Source organism: Clostridium cibarium, assembly GCF_014836335.1.
Lineage (GTDB): Bacteria > Bacillota > Clostridia > Clostridiales > Clostridiaceae > Clostridium > Clostridium cibarium.
Genome location: NZ_JACSRA010000007.1, coordinates 24,390 through 38,387 on the forward strand (window position 1 = coordinate 24,390; position 13,998 = coordinate 38,387).

The 13,998-nt window shown below is 29.3% G+C and carries 11 protein-coding genes; 8 read left to right on the forward strand and 3 right to left on the reverse strand.

Annotated elements, in window-relative coordinates:
- Nucleotides 1-81 precede the first annotated feature (81 nt).
- Complete coding sequence (locus tag H9661_RS05760; protein ID WP_185966854.1) at nt 82-1,215, forward strand: Card1-like endonuclease domain-containing protein; 1,134 nt, start codon at nt 82-84, stop codon at nt 1,213-1,215.
- Nucleotides 1,216-1,236: 21 nt separating this feature from the next.
- On the opposite strand, the gene H9661_RS05765 is transcribed toward H9661_RS05760, so the two are convergent.
- Complete coding sequence (locus tag H9661_RS05765) at nt 1,237-2,124, reverse strand: phosphatidylserine decarboxylase (RefSeq protein ID WP_191767921.1); 888 nt, start codon at nt 2,122-2,124, stop codon at nt 1,237-1,239.
- A 276-nt stretch (nt 2,125-2,400) separates the two neighbouring features.
- Between H9661_RS05765 and H9661_RS05770 the strand changes: the two genes are divergently transcribed.
- Nucleotides 2,401-4,125: a ferredoxin hydrogenase gene (locus H9661_RS05770; RefSeq protein WP_191767922.1), complete on the forward strand. Its 1,725-nt coding sequence runs from the start codon at nt 2,401-2,403 to the stop codon at nt 4,123-4,125.
- 274 nt (nt 4,126-4,399) lie between these two features.
- On the opposite strand, the gene H9661_RS05775 is transcribed toward H9661_RS05770, so the two are convergent.
- Entirely contained in the window at nt 4,400-5,995 is a 1,596-nt protein-coding gene (locus H9661_RS05775; RefSeq protein ID WP_143317800.1) for an ABC-F family ATP-binding cassette domain-containing protein, read from the reverse strand.
- A 200-nt stretch (nt 5,996-6,195) separates the two neighbouring features.
- Between H9661_RS05775 and ybaK the strand changes: the two genes are divergently transcribed.
- Nucleotides 6,196-6,666, forward strand: coding sequence for a Cys-tRNA(Pro) deacylase (ybaK, locus tag H9661_RS05780; RefSeq protein WP_143317801.1), 471 nt, complete (start codon nt 6,196-6,198; stop codon nt 6,664-6,666).
- Nucleotides 6,667-7,011: 345 nt separating this feature from the next.
- Here ybaK and trhA read toward each other — a convergent pair whose 3' ends face one another.
- On the reverse strand, nt 7,012-7,659 hold the full coding sequence (gene trhA, locus H9661_RS05785; protein ID WP_143317802.1) for a PAQR family membrane homeostasis protein TrhA: 648 nt from the start codon (nt 7,657-7,659) through the stop codon (nt 7,012-7,014).
- 256 nt (nt 7,660-7,915) lie between these two features.
- Between trhA and H9661_RS05790 the strand changes: the two genes are divergently transcribed.
- The 5 genes from H9661_RS05790 (at nt 7,916) to H9661_RS05810 (ending at nt 13,898) form a co-directional block, all read left to right on the forward strand.
- A complete protein-coding gene (locus H9661_RS05790; RefSeq protein WP_243129637.1) occupies nt 7,916-8,452 on the forward strand; it encodes a DUF1836 domain-containing protein in 537 nt (178 codons plus the stop codon).
- Entirely contained in the window at nt 8,453-10,144 is a 1,692-nt protein-coding gene (locus tag H9661_RS05795) for an ABC-ATPase domain-containing protein (protein ID WP_191767923.1), read from the forward strand. It begins immediately after the preceding gene.
- A 17-nt stretch (nt 10,145-10,161) separates the two neighbouring features.
- Complete coding sequence (locus H9661_RS05800; protein WP_143317805.1) at nt 10,162-10,935, forward strand: nitrilase-related carbon-nitrogen hydrolase; 774 nt, start codon at nt 10,162-10,164, stop codon at nt 10,933-10,935.
- A gap of 417 nt (nt 10,936-11,352) precedes the next feature.
- Nucleotides 11,353-12,216, forward strand: a complete 864-nt coding sequence (locus H9661_RS05805) for a Cof-type HAD-IIB family hydrolase (RefSeq protein ID WP_143317806.1) — start codon at nt 11,353-11,355, stop codon at nt 12,214-12,216.
- 272 nt (nt 12,217-12,488) lie between these two features.
- Nucleotides 12,489-13,898, forward strand: coding sequence for a glycoside hydrolase family 1 protein (locus tag H9661_RS05810; protein WP_143317807.1), 1,410 nt, complete (start codon nt 12,489-12,491; stop codon nt 13,896-13,898).
- Nucleotides 13,899-13,998: the final 100 nt, after the last annotated feature.

The following is a 13,998-nucleotide window of genomic DNA, read 5'->3' on the forward strand; positions in this document are numbered from 1 at the left end:
GTAAGGCTAAGTCTTTTTTTGATTATTTTTAGTAGGAAGTGGTTAAATTAATATAGTAATAAATTTAAAAGGATGTTATTTATGATGTTTAATACACTTGTATGCTTATTTGATGAACATAATGAAGTAAATATATTATTAGTAGAAAAGTTTAAAATTAAAAATTTGGTTTTGCTGGTTTCAGAATATGATAAAGATTCAAAAAAGATTTATTCACAAATGTTTCCTGATTGTATAGTTGAAATAAGAAAAGTAGAAAATCAAGATATAGAAAGTATAAAGATGATACTAGAAAAATATAAAAATGTACTTGTCAATTTGACTGGAGGAGAGAAGTTGGATTCTTTAATATTATCAAGAGCTGCTTCAGAACTTAATATAGATAGTATTTATGTAGATTTAGTAAATAAAAAAAGATATATATTTACTAATGATTTTAGAATAGTTAGTGAACCTTTAAAAGATATATCTATCAAAGAAATAACTGAACTTTCAGGAGTTAAAATAATAGATGAATCATCATATCTAATAGAAAAAAGTGAAATTTTAAATATAACTAAAATAATACAGAGTAACATAGAGATATGGCATAAACATAAACAAAAACTATATGACAATAATACTTTTATACATAATTATAGGGATTCTTATAGAGTTATAATAAATAGGAGAAATTTAGAAGAAGAAGAAGTAAAACTTGTGGATACTTCACTTAAGTATTTAAGTGATATTAATGGGATAGAATATTTTGAAGAAAATGATCAAATAGTAGTTGATTTCAAAAATAATTATTTAAAGGGATTCTTGTTTAAGAGTGGAACATGGTTAGAAGTGCTTACGCACTTAATAGTTAAAGAAATAGATCAAGTAGATGAAACAAAAAGTGGAGTGATATTCTGTTGGAGTAATAATGCTAAAGAGGTAAGAAATGAACTAGATGTAATTGCAATTAGAGATTCAGTGCTCGTATGTATATCTTGTAAGGATAGTGAAAAGTATGATGAGGATGCATTAAATGAATTAAAAGTTTATAGTGATAGGTTAGGAGGAGAAGATGCAATTAAGATACTAGTAGCTACTAAAAAGCCGTCAAAAGTTACTGTTAATAATAGGGCTAAGGAAATGGGAATTAATTTGGTTATTATGGGAAAAGATATAGAAATGTTCAAGAAAAAGATAGAAAATATTATAACTGAAAAAAAATACCCTCTATAATTTTTTATAGAGGGTATTTTTTTATTTTTTGTTTCCTATTGTTTCACCCATTGAAACCTTGCATTCGAATCCTAGGGAACTTTGAATTAAAATATCATCAGATATGGATATAGTATCTTTTTTAAAGAACAATATTGTAGTAGAGCCACCAAATTTAAAATAGCCTTTTTCTTCGCCTTTTTTAACTTTTTGTCCAGGAGTATAAGTTTGAACTATTGTGCCTACACAAGTTGCTCCTACTTCTACATGAATTATATCTCCAAAGTTATCTGATTTAAATAGTGACCATTCTCGTTTGTTTTGGCAGTAAAGTTTAGGGATTCTTTCTAATGCAGTTGGATTTACTGAATAATAAGATCCATTAATAAATTTGCTTTTGCCAGGAATTCCAGAATCAACGAAGTGGAATCTATGATAATCAGTAGGGCATAATCTTAATACAATGCAAATTCCACCTTCGTACTCTTGAGCAATCTTATCATCACCTAAGAGTTCAGATAAGCTATAGGTAAGGTTTTTCACCTGAATAAGTTTATTCATAGATATATTATCATAAGCTAATAATCTACCATCACCAGGGGAAATTAAAGTTTTAATATCAGTGTTAAAAGGCCTAGCCTCATTAGTTAATTGTCTAATGAAAAAATCATTAAAAGAAGAAAATTCATCTAACTTTTTAGTTGTTATACCCATATCTATATCAAAATCATCAATAAAAGTCTTAATTTTTCTTTTGCTTAATTTAGTATCACAGTATTTCCCATACAACTTTGAAACTAATTTTTTCTTAATTAGGAGTTCTGTTAAGCTTTTTCCAATAGGAGAAGCATAACACCAAGTTATGTATTTACCTCCAGCAACTTTTTCTTCTTCGTAAGTGTTTGTTTTTCTATTATAAACTTTGATCATAATTACCTCACTTAATTAGTTCTTTAGTTTAGTATAATACTCATTTTAGGATATTACCATTAAAAAGTCTATCACATAGTTATATTCTATACAATTAGTATAAAATTATTTAGCATATTGTTAATGCTAAAGTAGAATGTAATAGTTGATTGATAAGTAATTAACAATTGTCAGAAAATTAATGTTTATCTCTAATTATATGATAAACTAGTAACTAGTAAGGATTATATCAAAAATGCAAATATTTATAGAGATAAGTTAGGGAGGATTAAAGGCGTGAAAAGTGTTATTATTAATGAACAATCATACCAAGTAGAAGAGGGAACTACTATTCTTGATGCAGCTAGACAAAATGGGATTGACATACCAACTTTATGCTATTTAAAAGAATGTGGAAATGTAGGAAAATGTGGAGTTTGTGCTGTAGAAGTAGAAGGAAAAAACAATCTATCTCTAGCTTGTTTAACTAAGGTAGAAGATGGAATGGTTATCAAAACTGATACAGAAAAAGTTCAGGAAAGAGTAAAAACAAGAGTTTCTACTTTACTTAATAAGCATGAATTTAAATGTGGTCAATGTAATAGAAAAGAAAATTGTGAATTGTTAAAATTAGTTATTAAGTCAAAAGGAAGAGCTACTACTCCTTTTGTAGTTGAAGATAAGAGTGAATATGTAGATGAAAGAAGTAAATCAATAGTTATAGATAGAACAAAATGTGTTCTTTGCGGAAGATGTCAAGCTTCGTGTAAAGAAAAGACAGCAACTGAATCAATTAAACTAGCAAACGTTGATGGAAAGAGAATGGTTACAACTACAGATCAAAAATGTTTTGATGAAACAAATTGTCTATTATGTGGTCAATGTGTAGCTGCATGTCCTGTAGCTGCGTTAAGTGAAAAGAGTCATATAGATAGAGTTAAGCAAGCCTTAGCAGATGAAGATAAGCATGTAATAGTAGCTATGGCACCATCTGTAAGAACAGCAATGGGTGAATTGTTTAAGATGGGTTATGGTCAAGATGTAACAGGAAAGATATATGCATCATTAAGAAAATTAGGTTTTGATAAAGTTTTCGATATAAATTTTGGTGCAGATATGACAATAATGGAGGAAGCTACAGAGCTTATTCAAAGAATTGAAAAGAATGGTCCATTCCCAATGTTTACATCATGTTGTCCAGGTTGGGTTAGACAAGTTGAAAACTATTATCCAGAGTTATTAGATAATTTATCATCAGCTAAGTCACCACAACAAATATTTGGAACAGCGACAAAGACATATTATCCACATATCTCGGATATAGACCCAGCAAAAGTCTTTACAGTTACTATAATGCCTTGTACAGCAAAGAAATATGAAGCTGATAGACCAGAGATGGAAATCAACGGATTAAGACAAATAGATGCAGTATTAACAACTAGAGAATTAGGAAAATTAATAAAAGATGCAAAAATTGATTTTGCTAAACTTGAAGATGAAGTTGCAGATCCAGCAATGGGTGAGTATAGTGGTGCTGGAACTATATTTGGAGCTACTGGTGGAGTTATGGAAGCTGCAATAAGAACAGCTAAGGATTTTGTAGAGAAAAAAGATTTAGATAAGGTTGATTATACTGAAGTAAGAGGTTTAGACGGAATTAAGGAAGCAACAATCAATATTGGTGGAAATGACTATAACGTTGCTGTCGTAAATGGTGCAGCAAACTTGGCTGAATTTGTAAATAGTGGTAAAATGAATAGTAAAGAATATCACTTTATTGAAGTTATGACATGTCCAGGGGGATGTGTAAATGGTGGAGGACAACCACATGTAAATAACTTAGATAGAGAAAAGATTGATATAAAGACAGTTAGAGCATCTGTTCTGTATAACCAAGATAAGAATGCTGGTATAAGAAAATCACATGAAAACTCAGCAATTAAGAAGATGTATGAAACATATATGGGTGAACCAGGACATGGAAAAGCTCATGAACTATTACACTTAAAATATACTAAGTAATTAATATAATTAAAATAAGATGGATATGTTATTTTAAAGAGTTTCTTTAAGTAACATATCCATTTTATTATTTATAAAAAGCATAGGAGGTTTTGGAATTAGACTTTGATGTGTTAATTTTGCAAAGTTGGCCCATTTATTATAGTTTTATATGAATATAAATTAAAAGAATACCTATAGATTCAATACTTATAAAAAGTATTTTGTCTATAGGTATTGCTATAAAGTAATAATTTGAGAGAATGAAAATTATTTCTCAGAATTATTTATTTCATTAATTATTGTTTTTAGCAAACTCTAAGTATTCATCATAAGTCATAGTTCTGTCAACTATAGAACCATCATCTTTAATATCAATTATTCTAGTAGCTATAGTTTCAATGAATTGGTGGTCATGAGAAGCAAATAAAACATTGCTGTTAAAGTCCTTTAATCCATTATTTACAGCTGTAATTGATTCAAGATCAAGGTGGTTAGTTGGTTGATCTAGCATTAATACATTTGCATTTGAAAGCATCATTCTAGATAACATACATCTTACCTTTTCGCCTCCAGATAAAACATTAGCTTCTTTTAAAGCCTCTTCTCCAGAGAATAACATTCTTCCTAGGAAGCCTCTTATGTAACTTTCAGATTTTTCTTCAGAGAATTGTCTAAGCCAATCTACTAAAGATAAGTTGCAATCATTGAAGTATTCAGAATTATCATTAGGGAAATAAGATGTTGTAATAGTAATTCCCCATTTATAGCTTCCGTTATCTGGTTCCATCTCACCAGCTAATATTTTAAATAATGTAGTTACTGCTATTTCGTTACCGATTAAAGCGATTTTATCACCCTTATTAACCATAAAGTTTACATTGTCTAAAACTTTAACCCCATCAATAGTCTTTGAAAGATCTTTAACAGTAAGGATATCATTACCTACTTCCCTCTCAGATTTGAATCCTACGAAAGGATATCTTCTGCTTGAAGGTTGAATATCATCTAATGTAATCTTATCTAATAACTTTTTACGAGATGTAGCTTGCTTAGATTTAGAAGCATTAGCACTGAATCTTGCAATAAAGTCTTGAAGCTCTTTGATCTTTTCTTCTTTCTTCTTGTTTTGGTCTTTAGACATTTGAAGAGCAAGTTGACTTGATTCATACCAGAAATCATAGTTACCAACATAAATCTTAATCTTACCAAAATCAACATCTGCCATTTGTGTACAAACTGCGTTTAAGAAGTGTCTATCATGGGATACAACTATAACAGTTCCTTCAAAGTTGATTAGGAATTCTTCAAGCCAATTAACAGATTTCAAATCAAGATGGTTAGTAGGTTCGTCTAGAACTAGAACTCCAGGATTACCAAATAAAGCTTGAGCTAAAAGAACTTTAACTTTTTCTCCACCAGTAAGTTCAGAAACCTTTTTGTAGTGGGATTCTGTTCCAATTCCTAAACCTTGCAATAACGAGGAGGCTTCAGATTCAGCTTCCCATCCGTTAAGATCAGCAAATTCCCCTTCTAATTCAGAAGCTTTAATACCATCTTCATCAGAAAAATCAGGTTTTGCATATAAAGCATCTTTTTCTTTCATTATTTGATATAGTCTTTCATTTCCCATAATTACTGTTTCTAAAACTTCAAAATCATCATATTTATAGTGATCTTGTTTTAAAACAGACATTCTAACATTTGGAGCTAGAGAAACTTCACCAGTATTAGGTTCAACCTCTCCAGATAAAATCTTTAAGAAAGTACTCTTACCAGCACCGTTTGCACCAATGACACCATAGCAGTTACCAGGAGTAAACTTTAAATTAACATCTTCGAATAATTTACGTCCGCCATATCTTAAACTTACATTTGATACAGTTATCAATTAATTCTACCTCATTTCATTTTTTATTCATTTCGTTATTATACCATATAACTAATAGATAAAGAACAGTCAGAGTTTTTTTAACAAGATAGATTGTTTACAAATTTGTCAATTAAGGTATAAAATAAAGGAAATCATGCTTGGAGTTTTAACAAACGTAGTAGTTGTAATTTAACTGCAAATAAAGGAGGGATAAATTAATGCAAAAAACTAATGCAATGAGATTATTAGAAAAAAGTAATATTGATTATAATATAATAACTTATGAGAATAAAGATGGAAAAATAGATGGGGTTGCTGTTGCAGCAAAGATAGGTAAAGATGTAAACTCTGTATTTAAAACATTAGTTACACAAGGACATTCGAAAGAATTATATGTATTTGTAATACCAGTTAGTGAAGAATTAGATCTAAAAAAAGCAGCTAAAGCAGCTGGTGAAAAGAATGTAGAAATGATACATGTTAAAGATATAAATAAATATACAGGATATATTAGAGGAGGATGTTCTCCATTAGCCATGAAAAAACTTTATAAAACATTTATACATAATTCAGCAAAGGACCTTAACAGTATAGTATTTAGTGCTGGAAAGATAGGACTTCAAATTGAAGCAAATCCTTTAGATATAGCTACTATAATTGGAGCAAAGTTTGAGCCTATAATAGTATAGTTTATGAAAATAGAAGTTTTTAAGAGAACATAATTTTAAATTCGGAGTAAGCTTTAGTACAAATTAATTGAATATAATTTTTTTGTACTATATTGCCTGGGCAATTATATGATAACAGGGGTTTTTATTGCAAATGTATTTAGTAATGATGATTTAGAATCTTCTAAATTAATACACTTTACTTTCTTTAGAAGAGTAGATTCAATGAATCTTTAAAATGAAGTAGAATCTAAATAAAATTAATTTATATAATATAAAAAGCAAAGGGCAATGGAGGTTGCACCTTTGCTTTTTTTAATTCATTAAAAAGAGGAAAATGTTTCTTTTTAATGAAGAGCAGGCAAATTATAATACATAATTAAATACACAAAAGAAATGACATAGAGTTCCTAGCATTATAAAAATATGAAATATTTCATGCCCACCAAAGGAACCAATTCTGATTTTTTCTGATTTTAAAGCATATATAACTCCACCTATTGTATACATTATCCCTCCTAGAACTAATAAAAATATACCAGTGGAAGCTAACACTTTTGATAAAGGATAAATTGCAAATATAGCAAACCATCCAATTCCTATATAAATAGTGCTACTAACCCATTTTGGGCAAGTAACCCAGCAAATCTTAAATACTATTCCAATAACAGCTGCAATGGCCACAGTTACAAATAGCGTGTGCCCAATAGAGTTTTGCAATGCTATCAAACAAAGTGGTGCGTATGAGCCAGCTATAAGAATGAAAATCATGGAATGATCGATTTTCTTCAAAACTTTAATAACTGAATCACTAGAAATAACAGAATGATAAGTTGCTGATGCACTATAAAGTAGTATCATACTTACACCAAAACTTACAATAGCAACATAATGAATTAGTGTTCCATTAGAAGATGCTACTTTAATAATTAGAGCAATTAGTCCTAAGAGTGATAAAATAGCACCTGTTAAATGAGTTAACCCGTTTATAGGTTCTCTTAAATGTTTTGTCATTTTTTGCACCTCCGTAAAACGATATGTAGTTTTTATAACTACATCATGTTATATTGAAATTATCATATATATGTATAAGTAAGTCAAATCCAAATTTAGCCGATTTGACAATTATATATTTATATCTTACCCAATTTTCTTGAAATATCTCGTAAATACTATTAATATTATATATATAAAACAATATATAGTTTTTAAAACTATGTTAAGGAGTGGTAATGTGAATAAAGAGAATACAATAGATTTAATTCAAAATATGAATATAGATGAGAAGATAGGATTAGATGATATACCAGAAATAGATTTATATATGGATCAGGTTATTCAATTATTCGAAAGTAAGTTATCAAAGTTAAAACGTAAAGAAGAGGATAAGGTCTTAACAAAAACTATGATAAATAATTATGCAAAGGCAAAGCTATTAATGTCTGTGAAAAATAAGAAATATTCAAAAGAGCATTTAATATTAATGAGTTTTATTTACAATTTTAAAGGAGCTATATCTATTAACGATATTAAGCTTATGTTAGAAACTATAGTTAATAAGTATGAGAATGGTGAGGAATATGATTTAAGAAGTCTATATGAAAGATATTTAAAAGTAACTACAGCAGATAGTAATGAGCTAGAAGATTCGGTTAAAAAGAAGGTAGATAAATTAAGTGATATATCAAAGGAGGATGATTTTGAAGAGAAATTTCTGCTTGTATCTTCTATGATATCGATGAGTAATATGTACAGGAGAATTGGGGAACAGTTAATTGATAAATTTTTTGGGGAGGAATCAAAATAAATGAAGAACTTCAATGATTTAAAGAAAGATATTTATAGTATAGATGGAAGGGGATATAAAGCTTATAAATCGCTAGAAGGACAATATGATTTTAATAAATATATTTTATCCATAGACCATGTTCAGGGAGATCCTTTTGCAGCTCCTTCAAAAGTTAGAATAATCATGGATCAAAGAGTTTCTAAGATACCTAAAGAATTATTTAATAAATATCATAAAAAGGTGGCTGTACAAGATTTTTTAACAAGGGCATTTTATAGAAATATAAATGCTTATACCAGAAGAGTATATGGTTCAGGGAAAAGTGGACTAATATTGATAAGTAAATGTCCACAGGAAATATTAGACAGAACAGCTATTATTATAAACGAGAAAGAGATACAGGTGAGGATAGAAGTTGGGTTCCCGGCTAGGGGAAGAAGCGTTCTTGCTAGGGAGCTAGAAAAGATATTATATGATTTTCTGCCACTAATAATTGATAACTCAATTATATATGAAAATATAGATAAGGAAAGTCTTATGAATAGAGTAAGACTTGTTGAGGATCAAGCGCATATAAGAAATGAACTTTCAAGAAAAGGATTAATATCTTTCGTAGCTAATGGCTCAATATTACCTAGGGAAAGTGGAGTATCAACAAAACCTTTGAAGGATGGTAAAAAGTTTGTATCTCCCCAAAGTCTAGAGGTAACTTTTAATCTCCCTAATAGAGGAGAAATAAAAGGAATGGGAATTCGATGTGGTGTAAGCTTAATCGTTGGTGGAGGTTACCATGGAAAGTCAACATTATTAAGGGCTTTAGAGCTTGGAGTATATAATCATATAGAAGGAGATGGAAGAGAATTTGTTATTACTGATGATACAGCACTAAAGGTAAGAGCAGAAGATGGAAGAGTAATTCATAAGGATGATATATCTTTATTTATAAATAATTTGCCAAATGGAAAAGATACAAAATCATTTTGTAGCGAAAATGCAAGTGGAAGTACATCACAAGCAGCTAATATAGTAGAAGGGATAGAAAGTGGAACAAACTTGTTTTTGATAGATGAAGATACATCTGCAACAAACTTTATGATTAGAGATGATGTAATGCAAAGTTTAGTTTCAAGAGAAAAGGAACCTATAACACCTTTTATTGAAGTAGTGAGGCCTTTGTATGAGAAGAAGGGAATATCAACTATTATAGTTGTAGGTAGCTCAGGAGACTTTTTCGATGTGGCAGATACTGTTATCCAAATGGATGCTTATGAACCTAATGATGTTACTAAAAAGGCAAAGGAATTAAGTACAGGAAAGATTCTAGCACGAGTACAAGATAAAGATGTAAAAATTAAATTTAATAGAGTAATAAGAAAGGGAAGTATTGAAAGAGGACCTAAGGGAGTAAAGATTAAGACATTAGGAATAGATGGCTTGGATATAAATAAGGAAAAGATAGAACTGAGAGCTGTAGAACAGATCGTAGATCATGAGCAAGTTACATCAATTGGGCATATTATGAAGTGGGCAGAAGAAAATATAGTGAATGGAAAGTTAGATATAGTGGAAGTAGTAGATGAAATACTAAAAACAATTAAAAGTAGAGGGCTAATTAGCTTTAGTGGAAATGGAAATTTAGCTATGCCTAGAAAACAAGAGATAATGTCAGCATTTAATAGATATAGAAAACTAAAACTTCAAGAAGTGTAAAAGGAAGGTAAGTTCATGTGAGAGTAGCGCTTTGTCAAACAGATATTATTTGGGAAGATAAGTTAGAAAATTATAAAGTAGCAAAATCTTATATTGAAGAGGCGGCATTGAAAGAATCAGATGTCATATTGTTTCCAGAAATGAGTTTCACAGGCTTTTCTATGAATATAGAAAAAATTAAAGAATCAAATTATGAAAGTATTAAGGTTTTTAAAAAATGTGCTAAAGAAAATCTGATTAATATTGGATTTGGATGGGTCAAAGGGAATGGGAGCAAGGCTGAAAATCATTATACTATTATTAATTCTAGTGGAAAAGTTATATTGGACTATATAAAAATTCATCCTTTTAGTTATGCATATGAAGATAAGTATTTTATTTCAGGAAATGAAATTAAAAAGTGTAGTATAAAGGAATTTGAATTAAGTACTTTTATTTGTTATGACTTAAGATTTCCAGAAGTATTTCAAGCTGTATCGAAAGATGTTTCAATAATTATTGTTCCAGCTAACTGGCCAGAAAAAAGGCGAGAGCACTGGAAGTGTTTGTTAAAGGCACGAGCTATTGAAAATCAAGTTTATATTTTAGGAGTAAATTGTATTGGAGAAAAGGACGGATTATATTATTCTGGAGATAGTTGTATTATTGATCCTTTAGGAAGGGTACTTCAAAGTTTATCCTATGATGAAGGGCTTCTTATACAGGATATTGAAGACGATATAAAAGATTTTAGAAGAAATTTTCCGATTAAAGTTGATCGGAAAATTGATTTATACAAGCAATTGATATGAATATTTTTTACTTAAGGGCAGTAAATAGAAAGCTATTTACTGCTTTTTGACTGGAGCTTAGCTTGAAGTTGTATGGGTACAGGTTAAAGATTTAATAATCTAGATTTTTAGAGAGATAAATTAAAATATAATTATGCAGATTAGTACGTACAGTATAAAAAAATGATTTTGAACCAATATGGCAATGATTTATTATGTTTTTTATGATAAGACAACAAGTTCCAAATAACTCTACAATATGATATTAATACGTATAATTTGACATGTTATTGAAAACAATGCTTTAATTATTTATAGAAGATGAAGTATGTGCTAGTAGGAGTTATAATAAATACTCTTTCGGTATTATTTGGAGTAGCATCAATGTCACATTTGTGGATAATACTTTTATAGTTATTTAAGAAATGGAGGAATTATATGATAAAAATTATTGCTTCTGATATGGATGGAACATTATTAAATAGTAATCATGAAATATCTAAAGAAAATTTAGAAGCTGTAAAAAAGGCACAAGAATTAGGAGTACATTTTACAATATCAACAGGAAGAGATATTGATGGAGTTTTACCAGTACTTAAGAGTTATGGATTGAAGTGTGAGTGTATATTATCTAATGGAGCTGAATATAGAGACGAGGATTTCAATATATTAGAAACAATAAATATAGAAAAAGATATAGTTAAAAAAGTTATAGAGATGATGAATAAAGTTGGTATAAAAGCTCAGTTATTCACTGATAGAGGCATTTTTACTACCGATAGCCAAGAAGAAGCTTTGAAGGGATTGGCATATATGGTTCAATCATTTCAAAAGATAGAGTCATTTGAAGAAGCTTTGGAAGTAGCTAGAAATCAAGAGCATTTTAATAATTTGAAATATATTGAGAATCTTGAAAAGTTTTTAGAAACATCAGTAGAAATCAGAAAGATATTTGCATTTTATAATGATACGAATGTAATAAGAAATATGAAATTTAGGTTAGATGAAATAGAGGAATTAGCAGTCTCTTCATCATTTAGAGATAATATAGAAATAACCAACAAAATGGCTCAAAAAGGGATTATATTGGCAAAGGTTGCTAAAAAGATGGGCGTAAAAAGAGATGAGGTTATGGTAATTGGAGATAGTTTTAATGATTATTCTATGTTTACTGAGTTTACTGAATCTTTTGCCATGGAGAATGCTATAGATGAAATAAAAAAGGTTGCTAAATATATAACTGATACTAACGATAATGCAGGGGTAGCAAAAGCTATTTATAAGGCATTAGGATTAAAATAATGTTAGAGCTTATTCTAAGTAGAAAATTTGTTTCTATTTTGAATAAACTCTATATTTTTTATAAAACTTTATTATTAAATAAATTTATAATTAAGAATGAATTAATATGTGAAAGGTTAAAATACTCATAGTAAATTATTAATTCAAGAATAAAAGATAATAGGATGGTTAATCTGTACAGGTACAATTAAGTTATTATGATATATAAAAATGTAAATATTTGTACTAATATTTAGGGTATAAATACTAAGAGATGATTAGGAGGAATAGACATGTTTCATAAAGAATTAAAGGCTTTTCCGAAAAACTTCTTATGGGGAGCTTCAACATCGGCATATCAAGTGGAAGGTGCTTACAATGAAGATGGCAAGGGATTATCAGTTCAGGATACAAAGGATGTAATTGAAGGCACACCAGACTTTAAAGTAGCAAGTGATCATTATCATCATTATAAAGAGGATATAGCATTATTTGCAGAAATGGGATTTAAAGCATATAGGTTCTCCATATCGTGGTCAAGGGTAATACCAGATGGCGATGGGGAGGTAAATTTAAAAGGAATAGAATTTTATAATAATTTAATAGATGAATTAATAGCACATGATATAGAGCCAATAGTAACTATGTATCATTTTGATTTACCATATGCACTTCAATTAAAAGGTGGTTGGTCAAATAGAGAAACAATTGATGCATTTGTTAGATATTCTAAGGTGTTATTTGAGAATTTCGGAGATAGAGTGAGGTATTGGTTAACTATTAATGAAGAAAATATGATGATACTTCATGGAGCTGCAATAGGTATAGGTGATTCTCAAAATGATAACATTCAAAAAGATTTATATCAGCAAAATCATCATATGCTATTAGCGCAAGCAAAAGCTATGCAGATATGTCATACAATTTGTATGAATGCTAAAATCGGTCCTGCACCTAATATTACTTCTATATATCCTAAAACATCTAAACCAGAAGATGTATTAGCAGCACAAACATTTTCAGCTATTAGAAATTGGTTGTATTTAGATGTAGCTGTTTATGGGAAATATAATGATATTGCATGGAGCTATATGGTTGAAAAAGGAATTGAGCCAAATATGGAAGATGGAGACTTTAGAATATTAAGGGAAGCTAAACCAGATTTTATAGCTTTCAACTATTATTGTACAGGGACTGTTGCTGAAAGTAAAATAGGTGAGACAGATTTAAAAACTGGAGGAGATCAACAAATTTCCGTCGGAGAGTATGGAGTTTATAAAGGAACACAAAATGAGAACCTTCAAAAAACTGAATTTGGTTGGGAAATTGACCCTATTGGGTTTAGAATTACGTTAAGAGAAATATATGATAGATATCATCTTCCTCTTATAGTTACGGAGAATGGATTAGGAGCATATGATAAGTTGGAGGAAGATGGAACTATAAATGATGATTATAGAATAGATTATTTAAAAAAGCATATAGAACAAGCGAGATTAGCTATAACAGATGGAGTTGATTTACTAGGATATTGTCCTTGGTCTGCTATAGATTTAATTAGCACTCATCAAGGTTTTAAGAAAAGATATGGATTTATATATGTAAATAGAGATGAGTTTGATCTTAAAGATCTAAACCGCATAAGGAAAAAGAGTTTTTATTGGTATAAAGATGTTATAGCATCTAATGGTGAAAAAATATAGAAAAGTGTGTATAGCTTTGCGAGATGACAAAGTAAAAAATTAACGCTGTAAATTTTCTTGAAGATGGTGTAAAATATAATAGTAAAATGCTAAGGAATAA